Origin of the sequence: Actinomadura pelletieri DSM 43383, from assembly GCF_003634705.1 — a bacterium.
Taxonomy (GTDB): domain Bacteria; phylum Actinomycetota; class Actinomycetes; order Streptosporangiales; family Streptosporangiaceae; genus Spirillospora; species Spirillospora pelletieri.
Window position 1 is genome coordinate 323,512 of the sequence record NZ_RBWU01000003.1, and the last position, 16,673, is coordinate 340,184.

Annotated in this window: 14 protein-coding genes; 2 read left to right on the top strand and 12 right to left on the bottom strand. The window is 72.8% G+C overall.

Going from position 1 to position 16,673, the window contains the following annotated elements; all coding sequences use genetic code 11:
• Positions 1-381: a TraR/DksA family transcriptional regulator gene (locus BZB76_RS35870; protein WP_246007021.1), complete on the bottom strand. Its 381-nt coding sequence runs from the start codon at positions 379-381 to the stop codon at positions 1-3.
• A gap of 749 nt (positions 382-1,130) precedes the next feature.
• On the opposite strand from BZB76_RS35870, the gene ileS reads away from it, so the two are divergent.
• Complete coding sequence (ileS, locus tag BZB76_RS14675; protein WP_121435484.1) at positions 1,131-4,349, top strand: isoleucine--tRNA ligase; 3,219 nt, start codon at positions 1,131-1,133, stop codon at positions 4,347-4,349.
• 67 nt (positions 4,350-4,416) lie between these two features.
• Positions 4,417-5,181: a DUF1707 SHOCT-like domain-containing protein gene (locus BZB76_RS14680; protein WP_121434928.1), complete on the top strand. Its 765-nt coding sequence runs from the start codon at positions 4,417-4,419 to the stop codon at positions 5,179-5,181.
• A 21-nt stretch (positions 5,182-5,202) separates the two neighbouring features.
• Here BZB76_RS14680 and BZB76_RS14685 read toward each other — a convergent pair whose 3' ends face one another.
• From BZB76_RS14685 to ftsW, 11 genes are all read right to left on the bottom strand, one after another.
• Complete coding sequence (locus BZB76_RS14685) at positions 5,203-6,516, bottom strand: hypothetical protein (RefSeq protein ID WP_121434929.1); 1,314 nt, start codon at positions 6,514-6,516, stop codon at positions 5,203-5,205.
• 138 nt (positions 6,517-6,654) lie between these two features.
• Positions 6,655-7,572 (bottom strand): DivIVA domain-containing protein, encoded by a 918-nt coding sequence (locus BZB76_RS14690; protein WP_121434930.1) that lies wholly within the window; start codon positions 7,570-7,572, stop codon positions 6,655-6,657.
• A gap of 49 nt (positions 7,573-7,621) precedes the next feature.
• Positions 7,622-7,906: a YggT family protein gene (locus tag BZB76_RS14695; RefSeq protein ID WP_117399162.1), complete on the bottom strand. Its 285-nt coding sequence runs from the start codon at positions 7,904-7,906 to the stop codon at positions 7,622-7,624.
• A gap of 38 nt (positions 7,907-7,944) precedes the next feature.
• On the bottom strand, positions 7,945-8,481 hold the full coding sequence (locus tag BZB76_RS14700) for a cell division protein SepF (protein ID WP_121434931.1): 537 nt from the start codon (positions 8,479-8,481) through the stop codon (positions 7,945-7,947).
• A 103-nt stretch (positions 8,482-8,584) separates the two neighbouring features.
• The gene (locus tag BZB76_RS14705) at positions 8,585-9,322 is read right to left on the bottom strand and encodes a YggS family pyridoxal phosphate-dependent enzyme (RefSeq protein WP_170180638.1); all 738 of its coding nucleotides are present in this window, start codon (positions 9,320-9,322) and stop codon (positions 8,585-8,587) included.
• Positions 9,319-10,047, bottom strand: a complete 729-nt coding sequence (gene pgeF / locus BZB76_RS14710; RefSeq protein WP_121434932.1) for a peptidoglycan editing factor PgeF — start codon at positions 10,045-10,047, stop codon at positions 9,319-9,321. Before pgeF ends, BZB76_RS14705 begins: the two co-directional genes overlap by 4 nt.
• Complete coding sequence (gene ftsZ, locus BZB76_RS14715; RefSeq protein ID WP_121434933.1) at positions 10,044-11,597, bottom strand: cell division protein FtsZ; 1,554 nt, start codon at positions 11,595-11,597, stop codon at positions 10,044-10,046. Before ftsZ ends, pgeF begins: the two co-directional genes overlap by 4 nt.
• Before the next feature lie 462 nt (positions 11,598-12,059).
• Positions 12,060-12,803, bottom strand: a complete 744-nt coding sequence (locus tag BZB76_RS14720; protein WP_121434934.1) for a cell division protein FtsQ/DivIB — start codon at positions 12,801-12,803, stop codon at positions 12,060-12,062.
• A 71-nt stretch (positions 12,804-12,874) separates the two neighbouring features.
• Positions 12,875-14,284, bottom strand: coding sequence for a UDP-N-acetylmuramate--L-alanine ligase (gene murC / locus BZB76_RS14725; protein ID WP_121434935.1), 1,410 nt, complete (start codon positions 14,282-14,284; stop codon positions 12,875-12,877).
• Positions 14,281-15,375, bottom strand: coding sequence for an undecaprenyldiphospho-muramoylpentapeptide beta-N-acetylglucosaminyltransferase (gene murG / locus BZB76_RS14730; protein WP_121434936.1), 1,095 nt, complete (start codon positions 15,373-15,375; stop codon positions 14,281-14,283). Before murG ends, murC begins: the two co-directional genes overlap by 4 nt.
• Before the next feature lie 43 nt (positions 15,376-15,418).
• Positions 15,419-16,672 carry a putative lipid II flippase FtsW gene (ftsW, locus tag BZB76_RS14735; RefSeq protein WP_121434937.1) on the bottom strand — a complete coding sequence of 418 codons (1,254 nt, stop codon included), beginning with the start codon at positions 16,670-16,672 and terminating at the stop codon, positions 15,419-15,421.
• Between the last annotated feature and the right edge of the window lies 1 nt (position 16,673).

Consider the following 16,673-nt stretch of genomic DNA (forward strand, 5'->3'; position numbering starts at 1 on the left):
TCAGCGACGTTCCTCGCGTTGTTTGCATGTCACACACAGGGTCGCACGCGGGAAGACCTGAAGGCGCGCCTTGCCGATCGGCCGGGTGCACGACTCGCAGATTCCGTACGTGCCGGTGTCCATTCGCTGGACGGCCCGCTCGATCTGGGCGAGCAGGTCCTGTGAATTGTAGGTCAGCGCGAGCTCATGCTCGCGCTCGTAGGTCTTCGCGCCCGCGTCGGCCTGGTCGTCGCCCGCGCCGTCGCTGGTGTCGCCCTCGGCGATCTGGCTCGTGGACGCGGCGATCTCCGCCCGCAGGGCCTCGATCTGCTCCTGCAACCCGGCCCGGACCTCCGCGAGCTCGGCGGACGTCCACTGGTGCTCGCCCTCGCGGACCGGCAGCTCCGCCGCCTTCGCCGCGGCCCGGCCGCCGGGCTTCCCCCGGCCCGCCTCGCCGGTGACCGCCGGCTTCGCGGGGCCGCGTCCGGCCGGTTTCGCGGACGGGCTCGCGGCCGGCCCCGTCCCGCGTGCCGTGTTCCCGGCGGGCTTCTTCTCGGCGGGTTGCTTCTTGGCGGGCTGCTTCTCGACGGGCTGTTCCCTGACGGGCAGGGCCCCTCTCTTCGCGCCGGCCATGTCGGCCCCCTTCGCGCTGATCGCCTCGACGGGCAGTGCGGGCAGCATAAGTCCCCTTTCTCAGGAGCGGCAAACCACCTGGGCCGCGTTACCGACCGCTTATGCCCCGTCGCCGAACGCCGGGAAACCCCCGGTCCGCGCAGGAGATCGCAAAGGAACGGCACGACCCGGCGAGCCCGCGCGCGGGCGGAATTTCGGGAAGAGCGCGCCGCCCGCGTGCGTTACAGTCGGACCAGTAGTGGTGTCGGCAGGCGCTGATGGGGACACCTGCCGCCGTACGCAGCCATGAGCGACCCGGGGACGGTGCGAGCCCGGGGGCGAGCCCGGCGGTCGATCACCCCGGAGCCGCCGGAGGAACCGCCCGGGACGTCGTTCCGGGCCCAGTAGAACCGGCAGCCGAGACTCCAACGAAGCGGACCGTGCCCTCGGGCCCGGTCAAGGAGGGTGGTACCGCGGGGCCGCGCGCCTCGTCCCTTCGGTCAACGAACCGTGTCACGTCGTTCCGGAGGTCCGCCATCGTGAGCCGAGGTTTCCGTCCGCTGCCCGCGCAGGTCGATCTGCCCGCCCTCGAGCGGGACATGCTGCGCCGCTGGCAGGAGGGCAAGGTCTTCGAGCGGTCGCTGGAGCGCACCGCGTCCGGGCCCCGCTGGGTGTTCTACGAAGGCCCGCCGACCGCGAACGGCATGCCGGGCGTCCACCACGTCGAGGCCCGCGTGTTCAAGGACGTCTTCCCGCGGTTCAAGACCATGAAGGGCTACCACGTCCCCCGCAAGGCGGGCTGGGACTGCCACGGGCTGCCCGTCGAGGTGGCCGTGGAGAAGGAACTCGGCCTCACCGGCAAGAAGGACATCGAGGAGTACGGCGTCGCGGAGTTCAACGCCCGCTGCCGCGAATCGGTCCTGCGCCATGTGGACGCGTTCGAGGAGATGACCGAACGCATGGGCTACTGGGTCAACACCGACCAGGCGTACCGGACCATGGACGCCGAGTACGTCGAGGCTGTCTGGTGGTCCTTGAAGCAGGTGTTCGACAAGGGTCTGCTGTTCCGCGACTACCGCATCACGCCGTACTGCCCGCGCTGCGGCACCGGCCTGTCCGACCACGAACTGGGGCAGCCCGGCGCGTACGAGACGGTGTCCAGCCCGTCGGTGTACGTGCGGATGCCCGTCACGTCCGGTCCGCTGGCGGAACTGGGCGCGGCGCTGCTCATCTGGACGACGACGCCGTGGACGCTGGTGTCCAACACCGCCGTGGCCGTCCACCCCGACGTCACCTACGTCGCCGCCCGCCCGGCCGGGTCCGACGAGGTCCTCGTCGTGGCCGAGCCGCTCCTCGACCAGGTCCTCGGGGACGGCGCCGAGCGGCTCGCCGCCTACCAGGGCACCGAACTCGAACGCACCGCCTACCGGCGCCCGTTCGACCTGGTGGAGATCCCGGACGCGCACTACGTCGTCCTGGGCGACTACGTCACCGTCGAGGACGGTACGGGCCTCGTCCACCAGGCCCCCGCGTTCGGTGGCGACGACATGGCCGTCTGCAAGCGCTACGGCATGCCGATCGTCAACCCCATCGGACCGGACGGCCGTTTCCTGCGGGACGTGCCCATGGTCGGCAACAGGTTCTTCAAGGACGCCGACGAACCGCTCACCGACGACCTGCGCGCACGCGGGCTGCTGTTCCGCGGCGGGCACTTCGAGCACAGCTACCCGCACTGCTGGCGCTGCCACACGGCGCTGCTCTACTACGCGCTCCCCGCCTGGTACATCCGCACCACGCAGATCAAGGACCGGCTGCTGGAGGAGAACGAGAAGACCAACTGGTACCCGGAGACGGTGAAGCACGGCCGATACGGGGAATGGCTGCGCAACAACGTCGACTGGTCGCTGTCCCGCAGCCGCTACTGGGGCACCCCGCTCCCCCTGTGGGTGTGCGGCGAGCACGAGGACCACGTCACCTGTGTCGGCTCGCTCAAGGAACTCGGCGACCTCGCCGGGCGCGACATGTCCGGCCTCGACCCCCACCGCCCCTACGTCGACGACGTCACGTTCCCCTGCCCTGCCCGGGTCGGAGACGCGGGCTCGGAGACGTGCGGGGCGGAGGCGCGGCGCGTGCCCGACGTCATCGACGCCTGGTACGACTCCGGCTCGATGCCGTTCGCGCAGTGGGGCGCGCCCCACCGCAACAACGAGGTCTTCGAGAACTCCTACCCCGCCCAGTACATCTGCGAGGCCCAGGACCAGACACGCGGCTGGTTCTACTCCCTGATGGCCGTCGGGACGCTCGTGTTCGACCGGTCGTCCTACGAGAACGTCGTCTGTCTCGGGCTGATCCTCGCCGAGGACGGCCGGAAGATGAGCAAGCACCTCGGGAACGTCCTGCGGCCCATCCCCCTGATGGACGAGCACGGCGCCGACGCGGTGCGCTGGTTCATGGCCGCGGGGGGCCTGCCCTGGGCGTCCCGCCGCGTCGGCCACACCGCCCTGGAAGAGATCGTCCGCAAGGTCCTCCTCACCTACTGGAACACCGCGTCGTTCTTCGTCCTGTACGCCAACGCCGCGGAGGCCCAGGGCCGGGCCTGGACGCCCGACCGTCTCGCGGAGGCGCCCGCACCGGCCGACCGGCCCCTCCTGGACCGCTGGGCCCTCGCCGAACTGCACCGCACCGTCCGTGAGGTCGACGCCGCCCTGGAGGAGTTCGACACGGCGCGCGCGGGCCGGAGCCTCGCACGGTTCGTCGACGACCTGTCCAACTGGTACGTGCGCCGTTCCCGCCGCCGCTTCTGGGAGGGCCCGCGGACCCCGGACGGTTCGGCCGCCTTCGCGACCCTCTACGAGTGCCTGGAGACCCTCACCCGACTGATGGCGCCGATCGTGCCGTTCATCACCGACCACGTGTGGGACGTCATCCGCCCGGCCGACGGCCCCGAGTCGGTGCACCTCGCCGACTGGCCGTCCGCCGACGAGGCCCTCCTCGACGACACCCTGACCGCGCAGATGGCCCTCGTCCGGCGCCTGGTCGAACTCGGCCGCTCCGCCCGCGCCACGAGCGGCGTCCGCACCCGCCAGCCCCTCGGCCGGGCCCTCGTCGGCGCCGCGGGCTGGTCCGCGCTGCCCGACCAGCTCCGCGCGCAGATCTCCGAGGAACTCAACGTCCTCGGCTTCGAGGAACTGTCGTCCATCGGCGGCGACCTCGTCGAATACGAGGTGAAGCCGAACTTCCGGGGGCTCGGCAAGACCTATGCCAAGGACACTCCGGCGGTCGCCAAGGCCGTCACGGCCGCCGACCCGGCGCGGCTCGTCCACGCCCTCCGCGAGGACGGCTTCGCCAAGGTCGAGGCCGCGGGGCTCGGCGTGGTGACCCTCACGTCCGACGACGTGATCGTCACCGAGCGTCCGCGCAGCGGCTGGGCGGTGGAGAGCGCCGCGGGCGAGACCGTCGCGCTCGACCTGACCGTCACCCCGGAGCTGCGCCGCGCCGGACTGGTCCGTGAGGCGATCCGTCTCGTCCAGGAGGGCCGCAAGGCCGCCGGGCTGGAGGTCACCGACCGGATCGACCTGTGGTGGGAGGCCACCGGCACCGACCTCGCCGAGGCCCTGCGCGCCCACACCCCCGAGCTGGCCGCTGAGGTCCTCGCCCACGCGGTCAACGAAGGGCGTCCCCACGATCTGGACGACGTGAGGACGAACCACGACGAGGAACTGGGTCTCACCTACCACCTTCGCAAGGCCGGCGCCTGACGGCGGCCCCTTCGGCGACCCCCGGAAGGGGGTCGCCGACCTGGGGCGGCGCTGCAATGATTAATGGGTGGACCTTCCCGAAAAGTCTTCCGAGTCCGGAGTCCCGGCGGAGCCGTCCGGCGCGCACCTGCGCGCGTCGGACGCCGACCGCGACCAGGTCGCCGACCGTCTCCGCGAGGCCCTCGCGGAGGGGCGCATCACGCCGGAGGAGCACGCCGAGCGCATCGACGCGGTGTACAGGGCGAAGACGTACGCCGAACTGGCGCCGGTCCTGAGCGATCTGCCGTCGCAGGAGGCGCCCCGGCCCGTGGTGGAGCCGCTGCCGGCCGACCCGGTGCCGGCGCCCCCTCCGGCGCAGTCGCCCAACCTTGTCGCGATCTTCAGCGGGGTGGCGCGGAAGGGCCGCTGGCTGGTCGAGCCGACCACCAACGTGACCTGCGTGTTCGGCGGCGCGGATTTGGACTTCCGGCAGGCGGTCCTCAGCGCCGGTGAGGTCACGATCAACGTCAACTGCGTGTTCGGCGGCGTGAACATGATCGTGCCGCCGGGTGTCCGGGTCATCGCGTCCAACACGGCGATCTTCGGCGGGAACGATCTACCGGAGGACGACACGACCGACCCGGACGCGCCCGTGATCCGGGTGACGGGGACGCTGCTGTTCGGCGGCGTGTCCGTCAAGCGCAAGGCCGTCGACGACAAGGGCGGGCGCCGCGACCGGCACCGGCTGCACGGGGCGCGGCACGGCGAGGCCCACACGGAACTCCACGAAGCGCGCGACGCGCGGCGTGAACGGCTACAGGAGCTGCGCGACGCGCGGCGGCGCGACCACTGACCCGGGGACGGGCCGGGTCGATCAGCGGGCGGGCTCGCGGTCGGGCTGGCAGACGAGGCAGGGCGTGCACCCGCGGGCCTTGGCCTCGGCGCGGGACAGGCCCTCGAGGTCGTCGGCCTCGTCGCCGATGTCCGCGATGAGGGCGCAGTCGACGCGGTGGTATCGCTTGGTCCCGCTGAGGATGCGAACCTGCAGGTCTTCGTCGGCCGGCTCGCTGGTGGGCACGGCGGCGGACTCGGCGGCAGGCTTGGCGACGGACTCGGTGGCGGGCTTCGCGGTGGGCTCGGTGACGGGCTTCGCGGTGGGCTCGGTGACGGGCTTCGCGGTGGGCTCGGCGGCGTCCGGTGTCGGCTCCCGCTCGCCGGCCTTCGACGCGGCGGCGTCCCCGGCGCCGGAGTCGCGGGACTCCGCGGGTTCGGGCGCGGACGCGTCGTCCGGCTCTTTGCCTGCGGGTCCGGTCTTCTGCGGGGCGACCAGACCGGCGACGGGCATGTCGGTGAGGGTGGGGCCCGCCGGAGAGGGCGGTGGAGTGGCCGGCTTGGGCGCGGCGTGCTGGTCCGTCCGCGGGATCTCGGCGGTGCTCTCGAACGTTCCGGCCGGCTGACCCGTGGCGGGCCACGCTCTCACGTCCTGCGAGGGTTCGCTTCCCGGGGACCTGTCCGGTTTCGGGCCGGTCGGCGCCGGATGGGCGAGACCCGCGAGGCCGCCGCCGGAACGCTCACCGCCGGGCCGTGGAGGGGTGGTCCCGGCCCCCGCCGCCCTGCCCGCGTCGGTGGACGCGGGTGCCGACGCCGCGGCGCGCGCCGCCAGTGCGGTGTCGGGCATACAGGCGGTACAGGGGCTGAACCCCTCCTCCGTGGCCTCGGCGTGGGTGAGCTCCTCCGTCTCGCGGCCGGCGAGTTGGCGACAGGTGTCGAGGTGGTAGCGCCTGCGTCCGCGGACCACGAACACCAGCGCGTCCGGGGGGACGTCCACCGCCGGGGCGAGCGGCGTCGTCTCGTCGTCCGCCGGGCCGAGCGCCGGAACCTTCGTCTCGGCCGGAACGTACACGCCCGGTGCGGGCGGGGTGGACTTCGCGCGCCTGTCCTTCTTGGACGTCCCGCGCTTGCGGGCGGGCGGCGCGGCGACTCCCGGACCGAAGAGCTCCCTGCGACGCAGGAACACTCCGATGGCCAGGCACAGTGCGGCGACGACGCTGACGGCGATCGAAAGGTAGATCACGTACAGCGCGTCGAACTGGCCGAACACCTGGGCGTTGTCACCGTTGCCGGCGACGATTCCCGCTACCAGCAGGCCGATGGCCGCCACCACGAGAAGTCCACTCAGGATGATCACAGGGTCTCTCCCACTCGTTCCGACCACCCGGCTCCATCGCCGGACGACCCCGACCGGACTCCCCCCGCCGCCGGGATGGCGGCTGGTGCCATCCCCGGCGCGGCGTTCGGGAAGACCTTACTCGCGGCGGCGCCGGTCTCAGCGCCGGTCGTGCGGCGGGTTGTCGCCGCCGCCCGCGTGGAACGCGCCGGTCGCGGAGTGCTGCACCTGCTGGGCGTGCTCGGCGGGCGCGGAGAACGTGCCGGGGGCGGCTCCCGCGGTGGCGCCGTTGCGGTTCTCGCCGTGCTGCAGGGTGGGCTGCGGACCGGTCTGGGGGGATCCCGGCGACTGCGTGGGGGCCGCGCCGGGGACGGCGGCGAACGCGCCGGTCTCGGTGCTGCCCGCCTCGAGGTCGCGCAACTGCCCTTCCAGGTACACCTTCAGGCGGCTGCGGTACTCCCGCTCGAAGGCGCGCAGGTTGTCGACCTCGCGCTCGAGCTCCTCGCGCTGCTGCACGAGCGACCCCATGACCTGGCGGTGCCGCTCCTGCGCGTCGCGGTCGAGGGCCTCGGCGCGGGACCGGGCCTCGCTGACGATCTGGTCGGCCTGCCGGCGGGCCTTGCCGAGGATCTCCTCGGCCTCGCGGCGGGCGCGGCCCAGGGTCTCGTCGGCCTCCCGGCGGGCGTCGGCGATCGCCTGGTCGGCGGTCTGCTGCGCGAGCGCGAGGACGCGGGCCGCGGTGTCCATGTTGTCCTCGCCGGAGGGCGCGGGGGCCATGCCGCCGAGGCCGCCGAGGGCGGGCTCCGGCTCGGGCTGCGGCTGCGGCTCGGGGCGGGGAGGCTCGGGGATCTTCTGGACGTCCGGCTTCGGCTCCACGATGGGGGCGGCCATGGCGGGAACCTTGCCGCGCAGGCACTCGGCGAGCTTGGCCCGCAGTTCCTCGTTCTCCTGGATGAGGCGGTCCAGCTCGGCCTCGACATCGTCGAGGAAGGCGTCCACCTCCTCCTCGTCGTACCCCGGCCTCAGCCTGGTGGTACTGAACTGCTTGTTCCGCACGTCGGCGGGTGTCAGCGGCATGTTCGTCTCCTTGGCGCGCTTGGAGTCTGTCCCAAAGGACGGTATCCGATCAGAGCCTCTGCACGAAGATGATCAAGACCCAGACCACAAGGATGAGCACGGTGAAGCTGAGGTCCAGCGCAACGTTACCCAGTCGTATGGGCGGGATGAAGCGCCTCAGGAATTTCAGTGGCGGATCGGTGACGGTGTACGTCGCTTCGGCGATCACCAGAACAACCCCGGTCGGCTTCCACTGCCGGGCGAACGACTGCAGGACCTCCAGGATCAACCTCCCGATCAGGAACAGGAGGAAGAAGTACAGGATCACCTGCAGCACGGTTCCAACGATACTCACGGGTACTCTCGCATCCGACTCTCGCGCATCTCCGGGTCTCAGCTCTGGTTGAAGAACCCTCGTTCGGCCATCCGAGCCTTGTCCTCCGCCGTCACCTCCACGTTGGCGGGCGACAACAGGAACACCTTGTTCGTAACACGCTCGATGCTCCCATGGAGGCCGAACACGAGACCTGCCGCGAAGTCGACCAGACGCTTGGCGTCGCTGTCGACCATCTCGGTCAGATTCATGATCACCGGCGTGCCCTCCCTGAAGTGCTCTCCGATGGTCCGCGCCTCGTTGTAGGTCCTAGGGTGCAGCGTAGTGATGCGCGCAAGGTCGGTGGTACCGGACTCGTACAGCGCCACGGAACGTCGCTCGATCGTCGACGCGGAGTGATGGTCACGTTCGCTGTCCGTCGCGTCCTCGGCTCGGGTAAGCTGACCGCCGGATTCGTCCTCGCGGCGACGGCCCTGCCCGGTGTCGAGGTCCTCGTCGTAGGCGTCGTATTCGTCGTAGTCGCCGTACTTGTCGTCGTACCGATCGTCCTCCACAAGGCCGAGGTAGACCGCCATCTTGCGCATCGCGCTGGCCATACGTCCCTCCCTGTCCTGTGGTCGCGGCCCCGGGCGCGTCCGGCGCCGTTCGTCGGACTGATCGTGGCGGGCCCGCGTAGCGACGGGTACCACTGGGGGGACATTACCTGACGATTGCCCGTCGGCCGCCGAGCAACGCCGTACCGACCCGCAGGTGTGTCGCGCCGCACGCGATGGCCTGTTCCAGATCGCCGCTCATACCCGCAGAGACGATCCGGGCATCCGGATGGTTCCCTCGCAGATCCGCCGCGATCGCGGCGAGTTCGGTGAAGGCGGGCAGCGGGTCCGCGCCGAGCGGCGCGACCGCCATCACGCCGCCGAGCTCCAGACCGTCCGCCCCGGCGATCTCGTCGGCGAGCCGCGGCACCTCGGCCGGGGCGGCGCCGCCGCGTCCCTGTTTCCCGGCCGCTTCGCCGGGCGCCGCCTCGTCCAGAGAGACCTGGACGAGACAGCGCAGGGTGCGGCCCGCGCGGACGGCGGCGTCCGACAGCGCGGAGACCAGTCTCGGCCGGTCGACCGAGTGGACGACATCGGCGTACCCGGCGACGGCCCGGGCCTTGTTGGTCTGGAGGCGTCCGACGAAGTGCCAGGTCAGCGGGAGGTCGGCGCATTCGGCGGCCTTCGGCCGCGCCTCCTGGTCACGGTTCTCGCCGACCTCGGTGAGGCCGAGCCCGGCCAGCAGCCGCACATCGGAGGCGGGAAAGGTCTTGGTGACCGCGATCAGCGTGATCTCGTCCTCGTTCCGTCCGGCGGCGGCGCAGGCGGCGGCGACGCGGGCGCGGACGGCGGCGACGCCCTCGGCGATCTCGGCGCGGCGCTTCTCCGGATCGTCGTGGGTCACGAGTCCTCCCTGAGCCAGACGAACCCGGCGAAGCGGCCGGTGCGGCCGTCGCGCCGGTAGGAGAAGAGGTCCGGGTCCTCGATGGTGCAGCGCGGATCGACATGGGCGCCGGTGACGCCGCCCGCGGCGAGCTGCTCGACGACGCCCGCGCGGATGTCGAGGCCGGGCGTGCCCGCGGACGTGGTCGCGTACGCGGCGGGGACGACGGCGGCGACGTCGTCCCGCATGCCGGCCGGGACCTCGTAGCAGCGGCCGCACGCGGCGGGGCCGATCGCGGCGGTCATCCGCGCGGGGTCGGCGCCGCGTTCGCACATCGCCTTCAGCAGGGCCGGGACGACTCCCGCGGCGGTGCCGGGACGGCCGGAGTGGGCGGCGCCGACGATCCCGGCGACGGGGTCGGCGAGCAGGACGGGCGCGCAGTCGGCGACGAGGACGCCGAGGGCGATGCCGGGAACGGTCGTGACGGTCGCGTCGACCGCGCCGGGGGACTCGGGGGAGGTGACGTACGCGACGTCGGCGCCGTGCACCTGCCGCATCCAGACGGTGCGGGCGGGGTCGAGGCCGAGCGCGGCGGCGGCGCGGCGCCGGTTGTCGTGGACGGCGGCGGGGTCGTCGCCGACCGCGCCGCCGAGGTTGAGGGAGTCGTAGGGGGCGGTGCTCACGCCACCGGCGCGGCCGGTGAAGGCGGCGCCGACGCCGTCGCCCAGGGCGACGGCGGTGATCACTTCAGGAAGTCGGGGACGTCGAGGTCGTCGTCCTCGTCGAACACGACGGGACGGCGGCGCTGCCCGGACGAGGCGGGGCCGCCGTCGTTCTCCCCCGCGTGCACGCGGGAGGGGGTCTGGTCGGACGGCGGGCGCGGCGCGGGCGCGCGCGAACCGCCGGTGTCGGCGCCCGATCCGGTGGGATCGCGGTCGGCGGGCGGCGGACCCGGCTGCGGTGCCGGGGGCGGCGGGCCCTCCGGCCGCGCGGGCTCGTCGCGTCCGGCGACGGACCGGTCGTCCTGCCCCTGCGGCCGGGCCGGCGGGGGCGACTGCGCCCGGTCGCCGTCGTGCCGCTGCGGCGGGGCCGGCGCGGCGGACGCCGGGGCGGTGGCGGCGGGAGCCGCGGCGGCCTGCGCCACCGACTGCTGGGCGCCCGGCCGCTGGGACGACTGGTGCCCGGACTGGTGCGCGGACTGGTGCGCGGCGTCCGACCGGCCGACACGGCTGGGGATCGGGTTGGCCTGCGGGGAGGTGGGCGTGGACGGCGTGGACACCGGCGGCGGCCCGGGACGCGGCGGCGGGGGCAGTCGCCTGCTCTCCGGCTCGGGGCCCGACCGGGCGGGCCGGCCCTCGTCGAACCCGGCCGCGATCACCGTGACCCGGACCTCGTCGCCGAGCGCGTCGTCGATGACCGCGCCGAAGATGATGTTGGCGTCGGGCGCGGCGGCGTTGGACACCAGCTGCGCCGCCTCGTTGATCTCGAACAGGCCGAGGTCGGAGCCGCCGGAGATGGACAGCAGCACGCCGTGGGCGCCGTCGATGCTGGCCTCCAGCAGCGGGCTGGAGATCGCCATCTCGGCGGCGGCGACCGAGCGGTCGTCGCCGCGGGCGGAGCCGATGCCCATCAGCGCCGACCCGGCGCCCGACATGACGGACTTGACGTCGGCGAAGTCCAGGTTGATCAGGCCGGGCGTGGTGATCAGGTCGGTGATGCCCTGGACACCGGACAGCAGCACCTGGTCGGCGGCCTTGAACGCGTCCAGCACGCTGACCTGGCGGTCGGAGATGGACAGCAGCCGGTCGTTGGGGATGACGATGAGGGTGTCGACCTCGTCGCGCAGCGTCTCGATGCCCGCCTCGGCCTGCATGGCGCGGCGCTTGCCCTCGAAGCTGAACGGGCGGGTGACCACGCCGATCGTCAGGGCGCCGAGCGAGCGGGCGATGTTGGCGACCACGGGCGCGCCGCCGGTGCCGGTGCCGCCGCCCTCTCCGGCGGTGACGAACACCATGTCGGCGCCCTTGAGGACCTCCTCGATCTCCTCTCGGTGGTCCTCGGCGGCCTTACGGCCGACATCGGGGTTGGCGCCGGCGCCGAGTCCCCGGGTGAGCTCGCGGCCCACGTCCAGTTTCACGTCGGCGTCACTCATCAGCAGCGCCTGGGCGTCCGTGTTGATCGCGATGAACTCGACGCCCTTGAGTCCCTCTTCGATCATCCGGTTGACGGCGTTGACGCCGCCGCCGCCGATGCCGACGACCTTGATGACCGCGAGGTAGTTCTGCGGTGCTGCCACGACGAGGGGCCTTTCCGCTCTCTCCGACCGCCCTGCCGGGTCTGCCGACCCGCCGCCGCGGTATTTCCTGACCTGTGTGCACTTCTGGGCCGAGCCCGAGCCGGACCGGCCGGGAAGACCGGTTTCCCGAACCCTCACCCTCAACTTGAGGCTTACAGTTATGTCAACCTGAGGACTGATACGGACAGTAGGGCGGCCTTACGGCCAGGGTCAACTAACCTCCCGGCGTGTCGCACTGGGCACGGATTTGCCCAGGTTGGCGAAGGGCCTCTGACTCCGCTCGGCGCAGCGTCCGTCACGGCGTCCGTCACGGCGTCCGTCGCCATCCGCCCTCCCACCGGTTCGTCCAACGGTCGTTCCGCCGGAACGCCCGCCGACCCGTCCGTCCGGGCCGACCGTTCAAGCGTGCCCCATCACACGGCCGGATTCGCCGCGACACACGCACCGGACCCGAACGATCGCTCACTTCGTCTTGAGGACGTCGGGTGAACTGACGTCCACGGTACGGACGGCACGTCCTTCCGCGGTCCGCCACAGAGCCTCCAGGAGCCGGATCTTCTCGTATGCCCGTTCGTCTGCGCCCCACACCACCGTCTGGCCGCCTCTCAGGTGAAGGGTGACGGTGTCGGGTTCGGTCGCCGCGACCTCGCTCAGCTTCCCGCGCATCTGTTCCGGCAGGCCGGACAGGACGGCGAGCGCCGCGAGGGACGTCCGGTCGGACGGTCCGGGCGAGGCGACCGTCAGCGTCGGAAGTCCCGCCGGGCGCGACTCGCCGTCGGCGACGACGACGCCGTGCCGGTCGACCTGGTGGTACCGGCCGCCCCGTTCCACCACGGCCACGGGCACCCGTTCCCGGACGACGATGCGCACCGTGCCCGGCCAGTCCCGTTCGACCTCGGCGGACTCGACCTCCCTGAGCCGCTCGACCCGTTCCCGGACCGCTCCGGTCCCGAGCCGCGCCATCGGCGTGCCGAGGTCGACCCCGGCGGCGGCGACGATCCGGTCGCGGGGCGCCAGCGCGGAGCCCGTCACCTCGACATGCCGGACGACCAGCAGGCGGGAGCCGAGCAGCACCCACGTCACGGCGCCGAGCGCACCCAGGATGAGCAGGGTGACCAGGACCGCCTTCCACCGGTTCGGACGGCGGCGCGGCTCGTCCGCCGGGTCCGCGTCCGCCGCGGGCAGGCTCGTCCCCGTCTCGGTCATGACCTCAGCTTGGCAGCGATCCGCCCGCGCGCCGCCGACCGTCCGGCCGGCGGCGTGTCACCCCGGCCCGTTCACGATCCGGCGAGTCGCTCCAGGACGAGGGGGCCGAGTTCCGTCACGTCCCCGGCGCCGAGTGTGATGACGACGTCGCCCGGCCGGGCGTGCGACGCGGCGACACCGGGCGCCTCGTCCCGGACGGGCACGTACACCGACCGGGTGCCGGTGGGGACGGCGTCGGCGACCAGCGCGCCCGTCACACCGGGCTCCGGGTCCTCCCGCGCGCCGTAGACGTCGAGGACGACGGCGGTGTCGGCGAGGCCGAGCGCCGCGCCGAACTCGGCGGCGAAGAACCGGGTGCGGCTGTACAGGTGCGGCTGGAACACCGCGACGATCCGCCCGTCCCCGCCCTTCTCGCCGAGGTAGTCGCGGGTGGCCTCCAGGTCGGCGGTCAACTCCGTCGGATGGTGGGCGTAGCTGTCGAACACCTCGACGCCGCCCGCCTCGCCCTTGCGCTCCAGCCGCCGCATCGCGCCGCCGAAGGCGGCCAGGCCCGCGCGGACGGGCGCGTCGTCCACGCCGAGCGCGCGCGTGACCGCGACGACGGCGGCGGCGTTGATCGCGTTGTGCCGTCCGGGGACGCCGAGCGTGATCTCGCCGCTCCCCTCGATCTCGAACCGGGAACCGAGACCGCGCGGGGTGAATCCGGTGACGCGCAGGTCGGCGCCCTCGCCCTCCCCGTACGTCCGGACGGTGAGGCCCCGGGCCCGCGCCCGTCCGGCCAGTTCCATCGCGACCGGGTCGTCGGCGCACGCCACGAGCGTCCCGCCGGGTTCGACGCGGTCGACGAACTTGGCGAAGTTCTCCTTCACCCGGTCGAAGCCGCCGTAGTTGTCGAGATGGTCGGCCTCGACGTTGGTGACGACGGCGACGTGCGGCGTGTACATCAGGAACGAGCCGTCGCTCTCGTCGGCCTCCGCGACGAACACGTCGCCGGTGCCCTCGTCGGCGCCGAGGCCGGTGGTGACGAGCTGCCCGCCGATGCAGTAGGACGGGTCGGCGTCCGCGTGCTGGAGCGCGACCGTGAGCATCGACGTCGTGGTGGTCTTGCCGTGGGTTCCGGCGACCGCGACCGCGCGGCGCCCCGCCATCAGCGACGCGAGCGCGGCGGAGCGGTGCAGGACGCGCAGGCCGCGTTCCCGGGCGGCGACCAGTTCGGGGTTGGTGTCGCGGATCGCGGTGGACACCACCACCGTGTCGGCGTCGCCGACGTGCGCGGCGTCGTGCCCGACGAAGACCTTGGCGCCGAGGTCGCCGAGCTGGGCGAGCAGCTCTGAGTCGCGCGCGTCGCTACCGGACACGGTGAGGCCGCGGCGCAGCATGATGCGGGCGATGCCGGACATCCCCGCCCCCCCGATCGCGATGAAGTGGACCCGGCCGAGATCTCCGGCGGGCACGACCTCGCGTGGATCGATCAGGCTCATCGGCCGGCGCCCGCGGAGCGGACCACGTCGTGCACCATCCGCGCGAGCGCGACGTCGGCGTCCCGCCGCCCCATCTTCCCGGCGGCCTCCGACATGTGCGCGACGCGCGCCGGGTCGGCCAGCACCGGCAGCAGGTTCCGCGCGATCCAGTCGGCGGACAGCTCGGCGTTGTCGACGAGCAGGCCGCCGCCGCCCGCCACGATCGGCTGGGCGTTCAGGCGCTGCTCGCCGTTGCCGATCGGCAGCGGCACGTACACCGCGGGCAGCCCCACGGCCGCCAGTTCCGCGCAGGTCATCGCGCCCGCCCGGCACATCGCCATGTCGGCGGCGGCGTAGGCGAGGTCCATCCGGTCGCAGTACGGGATCGTGACGTACTGCGGGCCGCCGGTCGCCGGCTCGGGCTCCTCGGTGTTCTTCGGCCCGACGATGTGCAGCACCTGGATGCCCGCCTGCCGGAAGTACGGCGCGGCCGCCACGGCGGCCTGGTTGAGCGAGCGCGCGCCCTGCGAGCCGCCGAAGATCAGCAGGGTGGGCAGGTCGGGCAGCAGCCCGAAGTACGAGCGGGCCTTGTCGCCCATCGCGAGCCGGTCGAGCGCGGCGATCTCCCGGCGCAGCGGGATGCCGACGAACGTGGCGTTCGGCAGCGGCGAGTCGGCGTGCGACACCGCGACGTGCTCGGTGAAGCGGGCGCCGAGCTTGTTGGCCAGGCCCGGCTTGGGGTTGGCCTCGTGGACGATGATCGGCACCTTCCGCTTGCGCGCGGCCAGGTAGCCGGGGGTCGCGACATAGCCGCCGAACCCGACCAGGATGTCGGCCCGGGCCTGGTCGAGCACCGCCGCCGCCGCGTTGATCGCGCCGCGCAGCCGACCGGGGACCGACAGCAGCTGCGGGGTCAGCGTGCGCGGCAGCGGCACCGGCGGGATCAGGGCGAGCTCGTAGCCGCGCTGCGGGACGAGGCGGGTCTCCAGTCCCCGCTCCGTGCCGAGGCAGACGATCCCGACGTCGGGATCGCCCCGGCGCAGCGCGTCCGCGAGAGCCAGGGCGGGCTCGATGTGTCCGGCGGTGCCGCCGCCGGCCAGGACAACCCTCATGCTCGTTGACAACTCCTCAGCTGTTCGAAGGGGGGAAGGATTTTCAACGCCGTGCCAGACCAAGCCAGCTTAGAGCCCTCACGACCGGTCCGGGGCCCCGCGCGGAGAGTGCCTGCCGCGCGCCGGGCTCGCGTTTGGCGAACGCGAGCAGCATCCCGAGGGCGAACAGGCTCGGAATGAGCGCCGAACCGCCGTAGGACACCAGGGGCAGCGGGATCCCGGTGATCGGTAGGACGCCGATGACGGCGCCCATGTTCACGATGGCCTGCACGACCAGCCATGCCGTGGCCCCGGCGGCGGCCAGCCGGGTGAAGGGGTCCTTCACCCGGCGGGCGATGCGCAGGCCCGCGTAGGCGAGGAGCCCGAACATGCCGAGGACGACGAGGGTGCCGACCAGCCCGAACTCCTCCCCCACGATCGCGAAGATGAAGTCGGTCTCGGCGTGCGGCAGGTAGTCCCACTTGGCGCGTCCCTCGCCGAGCCCCGTGCCGAACAAGCCGCCGGACGCGACCGCGAACAGCCCCTGCGTGCCCTGGTAGTTGGTGGTGAGCTGGTTGCCGGACGGGTCGAGGAACCCGGTGAGCCGCTGCATCCGGTACGGCTCCACGACGATGAGGATCGACACCAGCAGGCACACCAGCCCGGCGATGCCGACGAACAGCCGTCCGGGCGCACCGACGACCCACAGCAGCGCCAGGAAGATGGTGAGCAGCACCAGCGTGGTGCCGAGGTCGCTGCCCAGCATCACCAGCAGGACCAGCACGCCCGCGCCGGGCATCAGCGGGACGAGCAGCGGCCGCCACTCGGTGAGCTGCCCGAGGCGGTCCTTGCGGGCCAGCAGGTCGGCGCCCCACAGCACCAGCGCGAGCTTGGCGAGTTCGGACGGCTGGATCTGCACCGGCCCGAGATCGACCCAGCGGGTGGCGCCGCCCGCGCTGCGGCCGAGCCCGGGGACCAGCACCAGGGCCAGCGCGAGCACCGACAGCAGCAGCAGCGGGTAGGCCAGCGCGCGGAACGTCCGCACCGGCAGCCGGGACGCCAGCCACATGCCGGGCAGCCCGATCGCCATCCACATCGCCTGTTTCTGGAACAGGGTGTAGGCCGACCCGGTCGCCTGGAGCTGCTTGACGCTGGACGCCGACAGCACCATGGTCAGGCCCAGCGCGAGCAGCATCACCGAGCAGCCCAGCACCAGGTAGTAGGAGGTGAGGGGACGATCGAGCAGCCCGACGGCGGCGACCACCTGCTCCCGCGGTCCCGAACGCCGGCCGCCCCCTTCCTCGGCCGCGGCGGTCACG